The sequence below is a fragment of the Kribbella sp. NPDC050124 genome, assembly GCF_044460355.1.
Taxonomy (GTDB): Bacteria; Actinomycetota; Actinomycetes; order Propionibacteriales; family Kribbellaceae; genus Kribbella.
This window is the reverse complement of sequence record NZ_JBITJU010000002.1, coordinates 238,113-255,582: the sequence shown is the minus strand read 5'-3', so window position 1 is coordinate 255,582 and position 17,470 is coordinate 238,113. Positions and strand designations below refer to the sequence as shown.

Below are 17,470 nucleotides of genomic sequence, written 5' to 3'. Positions count from 1 at the left end.
ATGTCCTCGCCCGTCGTCACCCGACGTCTCGTCGGCGCCGCCTCGCCGGACAACTCGGGGCGGCTGTGGGTCCTGTACGGCCGCCTCGTCGGTCCCCTGCTGGCCGGATACCTGCTGTTCGACCGGGCGTTCGCGTATCTGCACCTGCCGGGGAGTCCGCTGTTCGTCGGCGAGATGGTGCTTGGGGTCGGCGCGGCAGCCGCCGTGGTGTCGACGCAGTACCTCAAGGGTCCGCTTCGGGACGAGTCGATCTTCGCGTTGCTCGGTGTGTTCGCGGTCTGGGGACTGATTCGGACGGTGCCTGGCGTGGCGACGTACCAGATGGATGCGCTGCGGGATGCCGTGCTCTGGCTCTACTGCCTGTTCGCGTTCTTCGTCACCGGGGCGCTGGCCCGATCGCCGGAGCTCGTAGATCGATGGATCAGCGGGCTCAGCCGGCTGACTCCTTGGCTACTGCTGTGGCTGCCGTTTGCCGTGATCCTCTACCCGCTGTCCCCGAGCGCGCCCTCGGTGCCGTTCAGCACCGTGTCGGTGCTGTCGCACAAGTCCGGGAGTGCGGCGATTGCGGCGCTGCTCGTCCTCGGCGTGATGTGGCTGCTGCCTGGTGAGCGCAGCGCCCGGAGCCGGGTGGGCTGGAGTCTGATGGCCCTTCTGGTGGTGGCCCTCGCCGCCACCCAGAACCGTGGCGGTCTGCTCGGCGTGCTGGCCGGTGGCGCCGTCGGGCTGGCGTTCCTCCGGAACCGGGTCGGTCTCGCCGCTCGCGTCGTACTCGTGATGGTTGTTGGGCTGGGCGTCGCTTCGCTGCTCTCGCTGAAGGTGCCGATGCCCGGCCTGCAGGGCCGGGAGTTCTCGGCCTCGCAGCTGGTCGCGAACGTGGTGAGCCTCGGCGGTAAGGACTCCCCCGGCAACCTCGGCGGTACGGTCGAAGGCCGTCAGCAGCTGTGGACGCGGATTCTCGACAAGCAGATCGACGACGGACATCTCGTCGACGGGTCCGGGTTCGGGCAGAACCTGGCCAGTGAGGTCGGCGTGCTGGACGCGGGCAAGGACACCCTGCGGAGTCCGCACAACTCACACCTGCACATCCTGGCCCGGATGGGAATCGTCGGCATCACGTTGTGGATCGCCTTGTGGGTTGGCTGGTACTGGCGGATGGTCGCCGGCTGCCGACGCCTTGCCAGAGAAGGACAGCAGACCAGACGTCAGGTGGGTGTGCTCTGCCTGATGACGAGCACGGCTGTGCTGGTGTCGTGCTTCTTCGATCCACAGCTCGAGGGGCCGCAGGTGGCGGCGTTGCTGTGGACCATCTTCGGGATCGGGGTGGCGGTGACGACGGTCCGGCCCTGGTTCCGTGACCGGACGACGCCGTGAGCCTCCCGCGGCGGTGGATCGCGGCTGCCTGCGCGCTCGTGGCGGTGGTTGCGGTGTCGTGGTCCTTGGGTGGCGCTGACGAGTCGACTCCGTTCACGCCGGCTGGTCGGCCAGGTCCCACCGGTCCCGTCGGGCCGGTCGCTCGGTCGTGTGACGGTGTCCCGGTCAGGGCGTCCGACGACGTGCAGGCAGTGATCGACGGGCATCCGGCGGGTACGACGTACTGCCTGTCTCCCGGCGTGTTCCGGCTGGAGCAACCACTGACGCCGAAGGAAGGTGACTCGCTGATCGGGCTTCGGGGCGCGGTGCTCAGTGGGGCGAAGGTGTTGACCGGGTGGCGGCAGGACGGGGATGCGTGGTCTGTTCATGGGTTCCTGCCGCCGGAGCCGAGCTCTCACGGCGAGTGTCTGGAGTCGGCGCCGACCTGTACGTATGCGGAGGATGTCTTCGTCGACAAGCAGCGGCTGACGCGGGTGGGGTCCCGATCGGCCGTGACCAGCGGGACGGTCTATGCGGACTACCGGACGAACTCGATCACGATCGGCTCCGACCCGCGCGGGCGGCTGGTCGAACAGGCCGTCGCGTCCAGTCTCGTCCAGGCGATCGTCGGCGACGTGACTGTGGCCAACCTCGTCCTGGAGCAGGCGGCGAACGAGGCTCAGGTGGCGGCGGTGGAGAGTCGGCGGACGACGCCGTACGCGATGGGGTCGGGGTGGCGGATCCTGAACAACGAGGTGCGGCTCAACCACGGCGTCGGCCTCGGGCTGGCCGACGGTGCGGTGGTGACCGGGAACTTCGTGCATCACCAGGGGCAGCTCGGTTTCGGTGCCTGGGGCAACGGGTCGGTGGTGGAGGGCAACGAGATCTCGTTCAACGGGGCGGCCGGGTACTCCTCCGGGTGGGAGGCCGGTGGCAGCAAGAGCTGGCAGACCGAGCGGCACACGGTCCGGCACAACTACGTCCACGACAACTACGGGCCGGGGCTGTGGACGGACGGCGGCAACATTCACACCGAGTACTCGTCGAACAGGATCACCGGGAACTGGGGTGCGGGGATCCAGCACGAGATCAGTTACGACGCGATCATCCGGGACAACGAGATCTCCGGGAACGGGCGCCGGCATCGCGGCTGGCTCTGGGAGGCCGGGATCCAGATCCAGTCCTCCGGCGGCACCGAACTGATCGAGGTCGCCGGCAACGACCTCAGCGACAACGCCAACGGGATCGCCCTGATCGAGAGCGGCGGGCGCGCCGCCGAGAACCCCGCGCCGTACGGCCCGCACGTCGTCCGCAACGTCTGGGTGCACGACAACCGCGTCGCCATGTCCCCCGGCCAACGCACCGGCGCCGTCCAGGACATCGGCGACCCCGCCGTCTACACCGCCAACAACAACCGCTTCGACAACAACACCTACCTACTCCCCTCCCAAGAATCCCCCCACTTCAGCTGGAACGACACCGACCTCACCTGGTCCACCTGGCGCACCACCGGCAACGACAACCACGGCCACGCCAACCCCCCACCTCGGTGACGTGTCCTACCGGCCCGCCCGGAAAGTGGGCTCAGGTCAGGTCGTCGTTGAGGCGGGTCAACAGGCGACCCAGGTCTGCCAGCTCTGTGGGGTTCCAGCGGGTGAGGAGGGCTCGGAATTCTGTTTGGCGTTGGGCTCGCATGGCGTCGAAGCGGGTGGCGCCTACGGTGGTGAGGCGGAGGAGGCGGGCGCGGCCGTCGTCCGGGTCGCCGACGCGTTCGATCAGGCCGAGGTTCTCCAGCTGGGTGATGCCGCGGCTCACGGTCGACTTGTCCAGGCCGAGCGCCTGAGCGACGTCCGACGCGCGCACACCCGCCCCGCCGCCCGCCGAGCCGAGCTCGATCTGCGAGATCAGCGCGTACCCGGCCGCGTCCATGTCCGGGTGCACCCGGCGGGCCAGCCGCAGCGAGGCCGACCGCGACCGCCGGAACAGCGCGGACAGCTGCTGCTCGATGTCCGCGACCAGCTGCTCGTTCTGCTCGGTCTCCTGCGTGCCCACGGTCACCGGACCACGATCCCGGCGTCGCGTAGCGCCTTCTTCACGTCGGCGATCCGGAAGTCGCCGAAGTGGAACACGCTCGCCGCCAGTACGGCGTCCGCCCCCGCCTCGACCGCGGGCGGGAAGTGCTCGGGCGCGCCCGCTCCCCCGCTCGCGATCAGCGGTACGTCGACCACCGCCCGGACCGCCCGGATCAGCTCCAGGTCGAACCCCTGCTTGGTGCCGTCGGCGTCCATCGAGTTCAGCAGGATCTCCCCCGCGCCCAGCTCGCACCCGCGCTGCGCCCACTCGATCGCGTCCAGCCCGGCCGACTTCCGGCCGCCGTGCGTGGTCACCTCGAATCCGCTCGGCTGTTCCGGCGCCCGCCGTACGTCGAGGGACAGCACCAGCACCTGGTTGCCGAACCGGTGCGCGATCTCGCGGATCACCTCCGGCCGGGCGATCGCGCCGGTGTTGATGCCGACCTTGTCCGCGCCGGCTCGCAGCAGCCGGTCCACATCGGCCGCCTCCCGGACACCGCCGCCGACGGTGAGCGGGATGAACACCTGCTCGGCGGTCCGCCCGACCACGTCGTACGTCGTCTCCCGGGACCCCGAGGACGCGGTGATGTCGAGGAAGGTGAGCTCGTCGGCGCCCTCCGCGTCGTACACCTTGGCCATCTCGACCGGATCCCCGGCGTCGCGCAGATCGGTGAAGTTGACACCCTTGACCACCCGCCCGGCGTCGACGTCCAGGCAGGGAATCACTCGCACGGCTAGAGTCACGGGGCCAGCGTATTAGGTGCCGCCGAGGATTCCCGTGACCAGCCCCACCAACGCCCACACGGCAGCACCGTCAGAGCAGGAGCGCCCGGACGATCGGCCAGGCGATCAGCACGCCGGCGCCGGCGGCCGCCAGCAGCACCAGCGCATGCGCGGGATTTCTCTTGAACTCCGGATCGACGCCGATCTCCCGCATCATCTCGAGCTGCCCGACCACAGGCCGGCGCTCGATCGGCACCCGGCCGGCCGAGACCATCGCGGCCACCTGCTCCAGCGTGGCCTGGTCCCACAGCCAGCGTGATGCGCCGAGGCGTGCGCCGTCGGCCGACAGGATGACCAGGACTCCGATCGGCAACGAGTTCTTGACCCGGCCGATCGACAGCACCCGCACCACGTGCGCCAGTTGCAGCGTCCGAGGGCGGCCCCACGGACTCGCCTTGCACGTCACCGTCTCCGCGTCGATCGCGAACCAGGTGTGCCGGAAGGTGAGCGCCAGCATGCTCACGATCGCCAGCACCACCACGCCGAAGAGCGCCGCGGCCGCGACCCAGCTGATCGCCCAGGTCGCGAGCGACGCGCACAGGATCGCGCCAAGGCCCACGTACGACCCCGCGAGCACCCAGAACTGACCACCGGCCGAGGCGAACCTCGGCCGGAACATCAGCGGCGTCACTTCCAGGCGCGGCGCTTCGTACCCGCCGGCTCGATCGGAGCGGTTGACTCCCAGACCCGGCGCCAGCGGGCGGCGTCCGGACCGGACTGCGACGGCGAGGCGCCCGCGGCGACCCGTCGGCGCGCCTCCCACCAGGTGGTCGACTCTTCGTCGAGCAGCGCCGACACCGCGCCGGAGATCCTGACCGCGAAGTCGCGGGCGCTCTCACCCTCGGCGGGCCGCAGCGGGTCGCCGTACCGGACCGCGACCGTCGGGCGGCCGGGCACCGGCCAGCCGCGACCGCGCGGCATCGCGGCGAACGAACCCTTGATCCCGACCGGGATGACCGGCACACCGTGCTCCACGGCCAGGTACGCCGCCCCCATCCGGAACCGCTGCATCCAGCCGTCCGGCGACCGCGTCCCCTCCGGGTACACGACCACGTTCCAGCCGTCGGCGAGCAGGTCGCCCGGGGTCGAGCTCATCTTGCCGCCGCGCCGCTCGATCGGGAACGTGTTGAACACGATCGCCGACGTGGTCGCCCGCCACCAGGTGTCGAAGAAGTAGTCGGCCGCGGCCGCGAGGGCCGTCCTGCGGCGCATCGCGTCCGGCAGCGTGCACAGGATCAACGGGGTGTCCAGGTGCGACGAGTGGTTCGCGACGATCAGCGCCGGGCCGTCCACCTTGAGCAGTGAGTCCAGCCCGCTCACCCGCGGGTTGACCTCGAATCGCAGTACGGCGTTCAGCGGCCCCTTCTGGATCAGGTCGCGGACCGCGATCGCGGCCGGGGTGCGGGCCCACCGGGTCGGGAAGACCGGGGTCTCCTTCGGGATCACGTACGGCTCGGCCGACCGCGGCACCTGCGGCCGCCGGCCCCACCGCCACCCGCGCGCGACCTGCTTCACGTCGCGCGCGGTGTCGCGGCTGAACTTCACCAGGCTGGTACCCATCAGCGCACGTCCGCGAGCAGGTGCGGCGGGTTGTGCAGGTAGGTGATCGACGGCGACCGGCCGACCGAGTGGCTGACCATCTCCAGCGCGTCCTGCAGCGTGGACGCGGACCGGAAGCCCATCCGCTCGACCGTCTTGCGGTTCGCGCCGACCCAGACGATGTCACCGCAGTGGTCCAGGGCGTGCGAGATCCAGTACCACATGTAGAACGGGTGCACGCCGTGGTAGGCGTACGACGTCCGGTACAGGTGGATGTACCACGGGTCCTCGGCGTACTGCTTCTCGAACTTCGCCTCGATCGTGGCCGGGTCGGTGCTCTCCGACAGCACTTCCTCGAAGAAGTCGACGTACGACGGGTGGTGCAGCTGGCTGAACTCGTACGGCACCGGGTGGTAGAGGATCAGCGCGCCGTCCTTGCGGACGATCGGGTTCCCCCGGTAGGCGTTGAAGTGGTAGCCCAGCCCCATGCAGGCGGCCAGGATCGGGTTCATCACCGAGTTCACGTTGTACGGGCCGAGGTAGGGCACGCCGATGATGCCGACGTCGGACTGCCCCTGCACCTCGACCAGGTGCTGGCGGTGCACCATCTCCAGCGTCTTGTCGTGCACCGGCTCGATCGCGCCGGCGTTCACGCCGGTCAGCTCGTAGTTCGCCCGGACGTCGGTGAAGATCTTGTGCCGCAGCTTGGCCGGCGCCGCGGCCAGCCCGCGCTTGGTGGCCAGCATCGAGGCCTGGTCCTTGATCGACCACTCCCACTCGCGCTTCTGCAGGAACTCCAGGCCGCCGCCGAACACGTTGTTGTTCAGCGTCGTCTCGATCTGGAACACCTTGACGTGCTGGGTCAGCACCTCGCCCATCCGCCAGGCGGAGTGGTGCATCTTGGACGCCTTGTGGTCCATGAACGACCGCGAGTGGATCATCGTGTGGCTGTTGTGGTGGTGCTTCAGCGACTTGTACGACGCCAGCCCGATCGACGTCGACTTGTGGCCGCCGTCCATCGCCACCAGGTTCACGTTCACGTAGACCAGCAGGTCGGACTCGGCCGCCCGCTTGGAGATCTCCACGTCCTCGCCGTGCCGGGTCTGGCCCAGGTGGGTCAGGTTGTCGCGGTCCTCGGCGTCGAAGTTGTAGAGCTTGCCGTCGGGGAAGAACGAGCGGAACACCCGCTCGCCGACGATGTCGCGCAGCTCGTTCGGGGTGAGCCGGCGGTGCAGCGCGTTCGCCGAGATGATCTCGACGTCGTCGACCCCGGCCGTGGCGGCCAGCTCCAGCACCGCCTCGATGATCCGCTGCCGGATGTCCGGCTTCTTCATCGGCGGCAGCGGCAGCGAGATGTCGTCGAACGCGATCGTCAACCGCATCCCCGGCCGCAGCAGCTCCGGCAGCGGCTCGGACTCGGTCGGGTTCAGCAGCGCGTTCTGGATCGCCTCCTCGACGTCGCGGACCGGCGGCAGCGCCTCCGGCGGGTACACCACCCGGGTGCCGAGCGGGAAGCGCTCCAGCAGGAAACCCTCACCGGAGTGCACGATCAGCGGCGGTGTCCGGTCGTCCACCTCAAGCACAAAACCTGGCCGAGACATCTCAGAAGCCCTCTCGTCGTACGTACTGCACCAGTGTCACGGCCCTCATGAGGCCCTCACATCGAATGCGACCTTGACCGTGCCGAGTCGGCCGGCCGAATGCGCGTGGTCGATCGCCTCGCGCCAGCGGTACAGCGGGTAGCGCGCACCGACGATCCCGTCCAGCGGAGCCTTGGCTGCCAGCTCCAGCGCGGTCTCGAAGGCCGGCTTGTCGTTCGGCTCCTCCCGCGCGGACGCGTAGGTGCCGGTCAGCTCCAGCTCGCGGAACCACACTGGCGACAGGTCGGCGCCACTGGCCGGCATCCCGGACAGCACCACCCGTCCGCCGGCCTTGGTCACCCGCAGCACGGTGTCGATCGAGTCCTTGCTGCCGACTGCGTCCACGGCGATGTCCACACCGCCGAGCAGGAACTCCTTGGCCATCTCCGGCTTCAACCGGAACGCTCCGGTCGAGCGCCGTACGCCGCGGAACACCTCGTCGGGCGCGACCACGTCGCTGGCGCCGAACGCGCGGGCCAGCTCACGCTGCTTCGCGTGTTTGGCGACGACCGTGATCCGGCCGGCCTGGGTCAGCTCGCGCAGCGCGAGGGTCGCGAACAGGCCGACCGCGCCCGCACCGCTGACCAGGATCGACTGGCCCGGCTCCACCTTCGCCCGCAGCGCGGTGTGGACGGCGCAGGCCAGCGGCTCGGTCAGTACGGCGCGCTCGTCGGACATCCCGTCCGGAACGGCGTAAAGCTGGCTGCGGTGCGCGACCATCACGTTGCCCCAGCCGCCACCGGTGTCCTGGCAGAACCCGGTCTGCAGCCCCGGCGCCACGTGCCCGACCGTGATCCGGTCACAGCGGTTGGTGTTGCCGGACGCGCAGCCCTGGCACGGCTCGACGCCGCGCGCGGCACAGGTGAGGACGGAGTCCATCACCACCTTGGTGCCCTTCGGCAGGTCTTCGCAGTCGTCGAGCAGCTCGCCGACGATCTCGTGGCCGGGCACGAACGGCATCGACACCATCGCGGAGAAGTACAGCTTGGTCGAGCCGGTGACCATGCCGAGGTCGGAGCCGCAGATCCCGGACAGGATCGGCCGGATCCGCGCCCAGCCCTCCCGCTCGGCCTTCGGCTCGTTGATGGTGACGAGGCGCAGCGGCGCCGCCGGTCCGGTCAGGATGCCGGGGATCCGGCCGCCGACCGCCTTGGCCGCCAGGAACTTGGCCGGCGACCGGTACATCTCCAGCGCGAGCATCATCGAGCGTTCACCCCTGGCAGCTCCAGTCGGGACGAGGTGGACGGGGTCTTCCAGTCGACGATCTGCCAGCGCGCGGCCCGGGCGGCCCGGAACAGCGACACGTCCGGCGAGACCGCGACCGGATTGCCGACCGCCTGCAGCATCGGCAGGTCCGAGTGGCTGTCGGCGTAGGCGTAGGACTTGGACAGGTCGATGTTCGTGCCGCGGGCGCGGTGCTTGATCCAGGCGGCCCGGGACTCCCCGACCAGCGGCGGACCGGACAGGAACCCGGTGCACCGGCCACGGTCGTCGACGGCCAGCTCGGCGGCGACGATCTCGTCGAACAGCGGCTCCAGCGGCCGGGTCAGCGGCCGGACCGCGCCGGTGATCAGGATCGTCTTGTGCCCGGCCGCGCGATGCTCGCGGATCCGCCGTACGGCGTCACCGCTCAGCCGCTCCAGGACGTGCTCGGCCAGCAGCTCGTCCACGATCCGGTTCAGCTCTTCGAGGTCGGCGCCCTCGTAGCGGCGGTAGATCGTCCGCAGGAAGGTGCCGCGGTCCTTGCGCTCGGCCGAGATCAGCTTCGGCAACCGGCGCAGCATCGAGCCGATCTCGCCGATCCGCTGGTGGCTGTCCAGCTCGGGCAGCCGCATCCACAGGTAGGTCTCGATCACGTTCGACGACAGCAGCGTGCCGTCCATGTCGAAGGCCGCGATCACCTCGGCGTCCTGCTGCGGCTCCACCTTCTTGAGCACTCCGGCGGACTCGGCCAGCGCCTTGTTCCGCTTCTTGCGGACGACGTCCAGGCGGCGCAGCGAGTCGGTGACACTCGGGCAGTGCACTTCCTGCAGGTAGTGCTGCCAGTCGACCACGGAGGTGTCGCAGGCGAACTTCTCCCGGTCGTCGCCCTCGAGCGCGTTGTGCAGCGCCAGCACGTTGTCGTCGACGAACTGGAGCTCGGCCTGCGCGTACTCGGAGTACAGGTCCATGTAGCGGCGCAGGAAGTCCAGCCGGCGCTTCTGCACGTCGAGCTCGCGGGCGTACTTCCGGGTCCGCTCACTGCGCGGGACGGTGGTGATGATCTTGTCGGCGATCTTGTGCGCGCGTTCGCCGTACCGGAGCATGCTCTCGACCGAGTCGCCGCCGGGAAACTTCCACACCGGCAGCCGGACCGCGCCACGCTCACCCAGGTCGAACGGGTGCTTGGAGAAGTACGCGCGGACCCCGGCGTACAGCTGCTCGAAGGTCAGCGGGTTCCGGGCGCCGGAGCCGATGTGGTAGTACTCCGGCCTGCTCAGCTCGGGCTCGGTCGCCATCACCGCGCAGATCGCGCCGACCACGTGGTCGACCGGGATGATCTCGATCACCGAGTCCGGCGAGGCCGGGAACTCCGGCAGCTCGCCCCGGCCGTAGGCCAGGATCAGCGGCTCGGCCATCTTGAAGCCCTCGATCCAGCCCGGGTGCGGGCTCTGCACCGCGGACTCGATGATGGCCGGACGGACGATCGAGGTCGGCAGCGTGGCCGAGAACTCCTCGACCACGCGCTCGCCGAGGGCCTTGGTGAACGTGTAGCAGTCGGTCCAGCCGAGGCTGCGGGCCCGCTCGGTGCCGGTCTCGACCAGCTTCTTCGCGACCCACTCGGTACGGCGGCGCTCGGTGTCGGCCGCGGCGGTCAGGTGACCGGCCCGGCGGTGCAGCTTCTCGGCGTCCTTGCGGAACTTGGCCAGCATCGGGGCCGACCGGGACTGCTCCTCGATCCGTGCCTTCATCGCCATGCCGGCCTCGGCCTCGGTCCGCCAGTCGACGCTGTGGTCGACCGGGGCCTCCGGGATCGCGCCGCGCCGGCGGCCCGCGGTGTACGCGGTGGAGATGTGCACGTAATGAATACGACGCTCGGTCCCTGCGCGGCTTTCATCGATCCGCTCGAGCAGGCTCTTGGTGCCCAGCACGTTGGTCGTGAAGGCCTCGTGGATCGGCGGGTCGAAGCTCACGTCGCCGGCGCAGTGCACGACGATGTCGAGATCCTTCGGCAGCTCCGGCACGTCGGACAGGTCGCCCTCGATCACCTCGATCCGGGCCGCGGTCAGCGCCTCGGCGTCGGCGTGCTCGGTGCCCTCGCCGTAGAACGGCTTGAAGATGTCCTTCTTGAGCAGCTGGGCCATCCGGGCGGTGCCGGTCAGCGAGCCCTTCGGGCGGATGATCGCGACCACCGTGGTCCCGGGGAGGTCCCCGATGATCCGGTGCAGCAGCGCCTCACCGACGAACCCGGTGACGCCGGTGACCAGGACCTTCTTGTCCTTGAGTTTGTCGGCCAGACTCACTTGTCGCCTCCACGCGTGAGCTCGAGTGCCTCGGTCAGGGTGAACGCACCGGCGTACAGGGCCTTACCCACGATGACGCCTTCGACGCCGTCCTCGACCAGCGTGCCGAGAGCCACGAGGTCGTCGAGGCTGGAGACGCCGCCGGAGGCGATGATCGGCTTGTCGGTGCGCGCGCACAGGTCGCGGTACAGGTCCAGGTTGGGGCCCTGCAGCATGCCGTCCTTGGTCACGTCGGTGACGACGTACCGCTCGCAGCCGGCTGCTTCCAGCCGCTCGAGCACCTCGTAGAGGTCGCCGCCTTCCTTGGTCCAGCCGCGGGCGGCCAGGGTCCGGCCACGGACGTCGAGCCCGATCGCGACCCGGTCGCCGTACTGCTGGATGATCCGGTCGCACCACTCCGGGTCCTCGAGCGCGGCGGTGCCGATGTTGACCCGGCGCGCGCCGGTCGCGAGGGCCGCCTCGAGGGAGTCGTCGTCGCGGATGCCGCCGGACAGCTCGACCTGGACGTCCAGCTTGCCGGTCACGTCCGCGAGCAGCTCACGGTTGCTGCCGCGGCCGAACGCGGCGTCGAGGTCGACCAGGTGGATCCACTCGGCGCCGGCCTCCTGCCACGCCATCGCGGCCGCCAGCGGATCGCCGTACGACGTCTCGCTCCCGGCCTCCCCCTGCACCAGCCGAACCGCCTGACCGTCCGCCACATCGACGGCAGGCAGCAGCACCAGGTTCTCAGACATGGCCCACACCCTAGATGGCCTGTGTTCGGGTTTCGTAACCCGCTGCCCCGCTGAGTCGTTGAGATCCAATCTGTCTCAGCAATACCACTCTAGAAGGTGGTCTGCTCGTTTTAGGGTGGCGGGATGGTCACCCTGGAAGAGCTCGAGACGGATCCGCACCCGGCGCTGGCGGCGCTCCGTCCGATCGGCTGGGTGGATGCGCTCGGTGGCTGGGTGGTCGCCGGTCGTGCTCTCGCCCTCCAGGTACTGCGGGATCCGGACACCTTCACCGTCGACGATCCGCGCTTCTCCACCGCGCAGGTGGTCGGGCCGTCGATGCTCTCGCTGGACGGCGCCACGCACAAGGCGCACCGCGATCCCTTCGAGCAGCCGTTCACGCTCGCCGAGACCCGTCGGCGCTTCACCGAGCCCGTGCAGCAGACGGTCGACGAGCTCGTCGGGGCGATCCGCGCGGACGGCGCCGCGGACCTCCGGCCGACCGTCGCCGGGCCGCTGTCGGTCGCTGTCGTCGCCTACTCGCTCGGCCTACCGCCGGCGTCGGCTGCGACCGTTCTGGACTGGTACACGGCGATCTCGGACTCGGTCTCCGGCGTCGCTGCCGGGCGTCCGGTCACCGCGGCGGGCTCGGAGGCGTTCGCCGCCCTGCACGCACACGTTGCCTCAGGCATCGATTCCCACGACTCCCTGATCGCCGCGGCCGCTGGGGCCGGCCTCGGTGTCGACGAAGTGGTCGCGAACGCCGCGGTCCTGATGTTCGGCGGGATCGAGACCACCGAGGGCATGATCACCAACGCCTTGTGGCACTTGCTCAATCACCAGGATCAACTGGATCTCGTGCTGGCCGATCCGTCCCTGCTCCCGAACGCGATCGAGGAATCGCTGCGCCTCGAACCTGCCGCGGCGGTGGTCGACCGCTACGCCACCCGCGACGTCGACCTGGCCGGCGCCTCGATACGCCAGGGCGACTTCGTCACGGTCTCGCTGGCGGGCGCGGGCCGGGATCCGGCGCTGTTCCCGTCGCCTGACGTTTTCGACGTACGCCGTGCCAACGCCCGTCGTCATCTGGCCTTCGCCAGCGGTCCGCACATCTGCCTCGGCATGCACCTGACCCGCCTCGAGGCGCTGACCGCAGTGAGCGCGTTGCTCGCGTTGCCAGGCCTCCGGCTGGATCCCTCGTCGCCGCCACCCCGCGGGCTGGTCTTCCGCAAGCCGCCGGCGCTCAAGGTCACCTGGGATGTGACCTGAGCGCCAGCATCGCGGCGGGGTGGACAGGCATTTGCTTGTCCGGATCGCGGTCGGCGTCGGCGGCCAACCGGGTGAAGCCTTCCTCGATCTCGTCGTCCGGCAGATGTTCGAACGTCGACAACGCCCGGAGTTCGAGCCGGTCGTAGCTCTCGCGCAGGGTGCGTGGCAGCTCGGTGTGCACCCAGACCACGTCGTCCGCCGGCTCCAAGCCCGCCTGGCGCGCAAGTCTCTTGGCGGCGTCGAGCGACAGGTACATCCCGGCGTCGACCTCGCGCGCGGACGGAAAGTAGTCGTACCAGAACAGGTCCGGCATCAGGTCCGCGAACTGGCTGCGCAGGAACGCCACTCCCCCGGGCTTCAGCACCCGGCGGACCTCCTCGAGCGCCTTCGGCTGGTCCCGGTAGTGATGGAACGACAGGAACATGAGCACCCCGTCGACCGATGCCTCCGGCAAGGGGATCGCCTCGGCGCTGCCCTTGCGGTAGACCACGTCCGGGTGTGCCGCGGTGGTTTCGGCGATCTCCCGCATCCGGTCCGACGGCTCCACGCCGTACACCGGTCCCCCGAACGCCTCGGCGAGGCCGGGCGTGAGGCGGCCGGTCCCGCTGCCCAGGTCCAGCAGGGTCAACGGCCGTTCACCCGGTAGGTGGGCCTGGAACGCGTCGGTCCATCGCTTGACCTCGTCCGCGGTCATTCCTCGTCCCGCGGTGTACACGGTGCTCAACCGTCCGTTGTAGTCGACCATGATGCGGACACTAGTACTGGCGAGGCAGTGTGTGCGGACCGCACAATGACGGCATGACGAACCTGGCAGACGCGCAGTCGCTCGCCGAGGTCGGCGACATCGTGCGTGTCGAGGCCCGGCGGCTCACCGGCGCGCAGGGCGCGACCTTCGTGATCCGGGAGCAGGACCGCTGCTTCTACGCCGACGAGGACGCGATCGCGCCGCTGTGGAAAGGACAACGGTTCCCGATCACGAGCTGTATCAGCGGCTGGGCGATGCTGAACGACGAGACCGCCGTGGTGCCGAACATCGAGCTCGACGACCGCATCCCGCTCGATGCGTACCTGCCAACCTTCGTCCGCAGCCTGCTGATGGTCCCGGTCGGCTCACCGGCCCCGGCCGCCGCGATCGGCGCCTACTGGTCCCGCCGGCACCGCGCCACCGAGGCCGAGATCGACGCCTTGCAGGGGCTCGCGACCCGCACCGCGGAAGCCATCCAGCGCATCGGTCTGGCCGACGCCCCCTGGGCGCCGACGTTCACCAACCGCTGACGACGTCGTAGCCCAGTCGCAGGATCAGGGCGGACACGACCACCAGGAAGATGATCCGGACGAACCGGCTGCCGCGAGCCACCGCGGTCCGGGCGCCGAGCAGGCCGCCGAGCATGTTGGCCGCGCCCATGATCAGGCCGAGGATCCACAGCGGCGCGCCGTTCAGGGCGAAGATGACGATCGCGCCGAGGTTGGTGGCGACGTTGGCGATCTTCGCCTTGGCGCTGGCCTGCAGGAAGTTGTAGCCGAGGAACCCGACCAGCGCGAAGATCAGGAACGACCCGGTCCCCGGCCCGACCGCGCCGTCGTAGAAGCCGATCAGCACGCCGACCACACTGGCCGCGACGTAGTGATCACGGCCGTCGAACCGCAGCGCCGTACGCGCACCGAGTGACGGCTTCATCGCGGTGTAGATCGCGACGCCGATCAGCAGCACCAGGACGATCGGCTTGAACCACGACATCGGGATCTTGGTCGCGACCAGCGCGCCCACGGCCGACCCGAGACCGGCCAGGATCGCCAGCGGGATGACGGTCCGCTTGTCCGGCCGCACCTTGACGCTGAAGGTGACGGCGCTGGTCGCCGTACCGCACAGCGAGGAGATCTTGTTCGTCGACAGGATCTGCGCCGGGGTCGCACCGGGCAGTCCGAGGAGCATCGCCGGCAACTGAATCAGGCCACCACCCCCGACCACTGCGTCGATCCAGCCGGCCGAGAAGGCCGCGACCACCAGGAAGACCAGGGTCCACAGCGAGATGTCAGGCACAGCGATTCACCAGGTGGAAAGCACTCACCGGCCCATCATCAGGTAAGGACGTTGTCCCAAAAAACCCTTACACCGGGCGACGTGATCCACGACATACCCGGCCTGGCGGTGCGACAGTGGGCGCATGGCGTCCTCGATCGTGCCACCCGAAGGCGAGTCGCTGGCCACCGGCTGGGAACCGGGCCTCGCGCCGGCCGACTCGCTCGTCCGCCAAGCGGTCCTCGCGCACGCCTCCTGGGTGACCGAGGGCGCCCGCCGGGCCGGTCGGCCCTGGTACGACGGTGACGCCTGGGCCGGCGGATTCCTCGGCGACCGCGGGCCGTTCACGAACCTGGTGGTGGCGAAACAGCCGGTCGACCCGGCCGAGGTGCTCGCCGACGTCGCGCGCCGGCTGCCGAACAATGTGCCGTACCTCTTCGTCAGCCCCTGGCCGACCCGCGACTTGCGCGAACACGGCCTCGCCCTGGTCGGCCATCCCCCGCTGATGGTCCGCTTTCCCGACGCCACGGCGTCCCCACCGACCACCGATCTCGACGTCCGCCGGGTCACCGACGCCGCCGCTCTCGCCGACGCCGAGCGGGTGTTCATCGAGGGCTACCCGGTCCCGGAGCTCCAGCCCGTCGAGCGCGGTGTCCTGTACGACGCGACCTTCCTCGACGGCCCGAGCACGGTCTGGGTCGGGTACGACGGCGACGTACCGCTCGCCACCGCCGTCGCCCACAACGCCGCCGGGGTGACCGTCGTCGAGAACGTCGCCGTCCTGCCCGCCGCCCGCGGCCGCCGCGCCGGCGCCGCTCTCACGTGGGCCGCCGCCACTCATCAAGACCAGCCGTCGGTCCTGCTCGCGTCCGACGACGGCCAGCCGGTGTACGAGCGCCTCAACTACCTACGCATCGAACGCTGGACCGTCTGGATCCGGCCCTGATCCCTGGATCGGGACAATGGCTGAGTGAAATTCCTACTGCTGATCCATAACAACGCCGAGGCTCTGGCCGGACTGACCCCGGAGCAGCAAATCGAGCTGGCAGGCGACCGTGAGCGCCTGGCTGCCCGGGTGCGCGAGCTGCGGGCAAGCGGAGAGCTGTTGTCCGTCCTGGCCCTGGAAGACCCGTCGACGAGCCAGAGCGTCCAGTTGGTCGCCGGGACACCCGTGATCTCGGACCGGCCGTTCCTGGAGACGAAGGAGTTCCTGGCGGGCGCGCTCCTGGTGGAGTGCCCGACGATCGAGCGGGCGCTGGAGCTCGCGGCCGAGGTTCCGGCGCCGGAGCTGCGCCGGATCGAGGTCCGTCCAGTGATGGAGCTCGAGGACGCCGACTTCGCACCGGGCGCCGCGTTCAGGTGACGGACGGCCTCGAGGCTGCGATTCGGGCGGCTGCGCCGCGGGCGCTGGCGGCACTCGTCCGGCGGTACGACGCCTTCGACCAGTGCGAGGACGCCGTCCAGGAGGCGCTCCTCGAGGCGTTCGTGCAGTGGCGCGGGAACGGCGTACCCGAGCAGCCGATCGGCTGGCTGATCAGCGTCGCGACGCGGCGGCTGATGGACGGCTGGCGGCGGGACAACGCCCGGCGGCGGCGCGAGCTCAACGACTTCCTGCGGTCACCAGCGGAGGAAGACCCGGAGGACTATCGCGAGGATGCCGACGACACCGTCCGTCTGCTCGTCCTGTGCTGCCACCCGGCGCTGACACCCGCGTCGCAGGTGGCGTTGACGCTGCGTTCGGTCGGCGGCCTCACCACCGCGGAGGTCGCCGCCGCCCTGCTCGTCGGCGAGGCGACCGTGGCACAGCGGATCAGCCGGGCGAAACGGCTGATCCAGGACGCCGGCGCGCGGTTCGAGCTGCCGACCGGCGAGGAGTACGGCGTACGCCTGCGAGCGGTCCTGCACGTCCTGTACCTGATCTTCAACGAAGGCCACACGGCCAGCGCGGGCGACGATCTGCAGCGCGTTGACCTGGCCGCGGAGGCGCTGCGGATCACTCGCCTCCTGCATCAGGCCGCCGGGTCGAGCGAGGTGACCGGGCTGCTCGCGCTGATGATCCTCACCCACGCCCGCCGCGACGCCCGCACCGGTCCGGGTGGCGACCTGATCCCGGCGGATCGGCAGGACCGCACTCGCTGGTACGCCGACGAGATCGCCGAGGGCACGCGGCTCGCCGAGGACGCGCTGCGGTCGGGACCCGTCGGCGCGTACCAGCTCGAGGCCGCGATCGCCGCCGTACACAGCGAGGCCGACTCGGTCGAGGGCACCGACTGGGAACAGATCGCCGGCCTGTACCGGATCCTGGCGCAGGTCGATCCCGGACCGATGGTGACGCTCGGCTCGGCGGTGGCGGTGGCGATGACCGAGGGCCCGCAGGCCGGGATCGCCATCGTCGACGGCCTGGCCGGCGACAAGCACCTCGGTGACCACCACCGGCGGTTGTCGGTGCTCGCCCACCTGCACGAGCTCGCGGACCGGCCCGACCTGGCCCGCGAGAACTACCTCGCCGCCTTGGACCGCACCCGCAACACCGCCGAGCAGAACTACCTCCGCGAGCGCCTCGCCCGCTTGACCGACTGAGCCA

Annotated in this window: 17 protein-coding genes; 7 read left to right on the top strand and 10 right to left on the bottom strand. The window is 70.0% G+C overall.

The features are described from left to right. Entirely contained in the window at window positions 1-1,371 is a 1,371-nt protein-coding gene (locus ACIBL3_RS08110; protein WP_396352544.1) for an O-antigen ligase family protein, read from the top strand. A 182-nt stretch (window positions 1,372-1,553) separates the two neighbouring features. Beyond that, complete coding sequence (locus tag ACIBL3_RS08105) at window positions 1,554-2,903, top strand: right-handed parallel beta-helix repeat-containing protein (RefSeq protein ID WP_396352543.1); 1,350 nt, start codon at window positions 1,554-1,556, stop codon at window positions 2,901-2,903. 31 nt (window positions 2,904-2,934) lie between these two features. Here the strand turns inward: ACIBL3_RS08105 and ACIBL3_RS08100 are convergent, their stop codons facing one another. From ACIBL3_RS08100 to priA, 8 genes are all read right to left on the bottom strand, one after another. After that, window positions 2,935-3,408: a MarR family winged helix-turn-helix transcriptional regulator gene (locus ACIBL3_RS08100; protein ID WP_396352542.1), complete on the bottom strand. Its 474-nt coding sequence runs from the start codon at window positions 3,406-3,408 to the stop codon at window positions 2,935-2,937. Next, the gene (hisF, locus tag ACIBL3_RS08095; protein WP_396352541.1) at window positions 3,405-4,166 is read right to left on the bottom strand and encodes an imidazole glycerol phosphate synthase subunit HisF; all 762 of its coding nucleotides are present in this window, start codon (window positions 4,164-4,166) and stop codon (window positions 3,405-3,407) included. Before hisF ends, ACIBL3_RS08100 begins: the two co-directional genes overlap by 4 nt. 70 nt (window positions 4,167-4,236) lie before the next feature. Then, window positions 4,237-4,824 (bottom strand): hypothetical protein, encoded by a 588-nt coding sequence (locus ACIBL3_RS08090; RefSeq protein WP_396352540.1) that lies wholly within the window; start codon window positions 4,822-4,824, stop codon window positions 4,237-4,239. A gap of 8 nt (window positions 4,825-4,832) precedes the next feature. Next, complete coding sequence (locus ACIBL3_RS08085) at window positions 4,833-5,765, bottom strand: lysophospholipid acyltransferase family protein (protein ID WP_396352539.1); 933 nt, start codon at window positions 5,763-5,765, stop codon at window positions 4,833-4,835. Next, the gene (locus ACIBL3_RS08080) at window positions 5,765-7,318 is read right to left on the bottom strand and encodes a lactate racemase domain-containing protein (RefSeq protein ID WP_396352538.1); all 1,554 of its coding nucleotides are present in this window, start codon (window positions 7,316-7,318) and stop codon (window positions 5,765-5,767) included. Before ACIBL3_RS08080 ends, ACIBL3_RS08085 begins: the two co-directional genes overlap by 1 nt. 72 nt (window positions 7,319-7,390) lie before the next feature. After that, window positions 7,391-8,587, bottom strand: coding sequence for a zinc-binding dehydrogenase (locus tag ACIBL3_RS08075; RefSeq protein WP_396352537.1), 1,197 nt, complete (start codon window positions 8,585-8,587; stop codon window positions 7,391-7,393). Next, window positions 8,584-10,887 (bottom strand): HAD-IB family hydrolase, encoded by a 2,304-nt coding sequence (locus tag ACIBL3_RS08070; RefSeq protein ID WP_396352536.1) that lies wholly within the window; start codon window positions 10,885-10,887, stop codon window positions 8,584-8,586. The genes ACIBL3_RS08075 and ACIBL3_RS08070 overlap by 4 nt, the downstream gene beginning before the upstream one ends. Continuing rightward, entirely contained in the window at window positions 10,884-11,621 is a 738-nt protein-coding gene (gene priA, locus ACIBL3_RS08065) for a bifunctional 1-(5-phosphoribosyl)-5-((5-phosphoribosylamino)methylideneamino)imidazole-4-carboxamide isomerase/phosphoribosylanthranilate isomerase PriA (RefSeq protein WP_396352535.1), read from the bottom strand. The genes ACIBL3_RS08070 and priA overlap by 4 nt, the downstream gene beginning before the upstream one ends. 123 nt (window positions 11,622-11,744) lie before the next feature. Between priA and ACIBL3_RS08060 the strand changes: the two genes are divergently transcribed. After that, window positions 11,745-12,866: a cytochrome P450 gene (locus tag ACIBL3_RS08060; protein ID WP_396352534.1), complete on the top strand. Its 1,122-nt coding sequence runs from the start codon at window positions 11,745-11,747 to the stop codon at window positions 12,864-12,866. Here the strand turns inward: ACIBL3_RS08060 and ACIBL3_RS08055 are convergent. Further along, a complete protein-coding gene (locus ACIBL3_RS08055; protein ID WP_396352533.1) occupies window positions 12,847-13,611 on the bottom strand; it encodes a class I SAM-dependent methyltransferase in 765 nt (254 codons plus the stop codon). The two genes, ACIBL3_RS08060 and ACIBL3_RS08055, sit on opposite strands and share 20 nt — an antisense overlap. Before the next feature lie 53 nt (window positions 13,612-13,664). Here ACIBL3_RS08055 and ACIBL3_RS08050 point away from each other — a divergent pair, with 53 nt between their 5' ends. Beyond that, entirely contained in the window at window positions 13,665-14,141 is a 477-nt protein-coding gene (locus tag ACIBL3_RS08050) for a GAF domain-containing protein (RefSeq protein ID WP_396352532.1), read from the top strand. On the opposite strand, the gene ACIBL3_RS08045 is transcribed toward ACIBL3_RS08050, so the two are convergent. Beyond that, window positions 14,128-14,907 (bottom strand): sulfite exporter TauE/SafE family protein, encoded by a 780-nt coding sequence (locus ACIBL3_RS08045; RefSeq protein ID WP_396352531.1) that lies wholly within the window; start codon window positions 14,905-14,907, stop codon window positions 14,128-14,130. The two genes, ACIBL3_RS08050 and ACIBL3_RS08045, sit on opposite strands and share 14 nt — an antisense overlap. A gap of 124 nt (window positions 14,908-15,031) precedes the next feature. On the opposite strand from ACIBL3_RS08045, the gene ACIBL3_RS08040 reads away from it, so the two are divergent. The 3 genes from ACIBL3_RS08040 to ACIBL3_RS08030 are packed head-to-tail and all read left to right on the top strand — an operon-like array spanning window position 15,032 to window position 17,466. Continuing rightward, a complete protein-coding gene (locus ACIBL3_RS08040) occupies window positions 15,032-15,832 on the top strand; it encodes a GNAT family N-acetyltransferase (protein ID WP_396352530.1) in 801 nt (266 codons plus the stop codon). A 24-nt stretch (window positions 15,833-15,856) separates the two neighbouring features. Further along, window positions 15,857-16,249, top strand: coding sequence for a YciI family protein (locus ACIBL3_RS08035; protein WP_396352529.1), 393 nt, complete (start codon window positions 15,857-15,859; stop codon window positions 16,247-16,249). Continuing rightward, entirely contained in the window at window positions 16,246-17,466 is a 1,221-nt protein-coding gene (locus ACIBL3_RS08030) for an RNA polymerase sigma factor (RefSeq protein WP_396352528.1), read from the top strand. The genes ACIBL3_RS08035 and ACIBL3_RS08030 overlap by 4 nt, the downstream gene beginning before the upstream one ends. Window positions 17,467-17,470: the final 4 nt, after the last annotated feature.

Coding starts and splice junctions, on each gene's coding strand:
- ACIBL3_RS08110 (WP_396352544.1), top strand. CDS start 1: ATGTCCTCGCCCGTCGTCACCCGACGTCTCGTCGGCGCCGCCTCGCCG.
- ACIBL3_RS08090 (WP_396352540.1), bottom strand. CDS start 4,824: ATGTTCCGGCCGAGGTTCGCCTCGGCCGGTGGTCAGTTCTGGGTGCTC.
- ACIBL3_RS08085 (WP_396352539.1), bottom strand. CDS start 5,765: ATGGGTACCAGCCTGGTGAAGTTCAGCCGCGACACCGCGCGCGACGTG.
- ACIBL3_RS08075 (WP_396352537.1), bottom strand. CDS start 8,587: ATGATGCTCGCGCTGGAGATGTACCGGTCGCCGGCCAAGTTCCTGGCG.
- priA (WP_396352535.1), bottom strand. CDS start 11,621: ATGTCTGAGAACCTGGTGCTGCTGCCTGCCGTCGATGTGGCGGACGGT.
- ACIBL3_RS08060 (WP_396352534.1), top strand. CDS start 11,745: ATGGTCACCCTGGAAGAGCTCGAGACGGATCCGCACCCGGCGCTGGCG.
- ACIBL3_RS08055 (WP_396352533.1), bottom strand. CDS start 13,611: ATGGTCGACTACAACGGACGGTTGAGCACCGTGTACACCGCGGGACGA.
- ACIBL3_RS08050 (WP_396352532.1), top strand. CDS start 13,665: ATGACGAACCTGGCAGACGCGCAGTCGCTCGCCGAGGTCGGCGACATC.
- ACIBL3_RS08040 (WP_396352530.1), top strand. CDS start 15,032: ATGGCGTCCTCGATCGTGCCACCCGAAGGCGAGTCGCTGGCCACCGGC.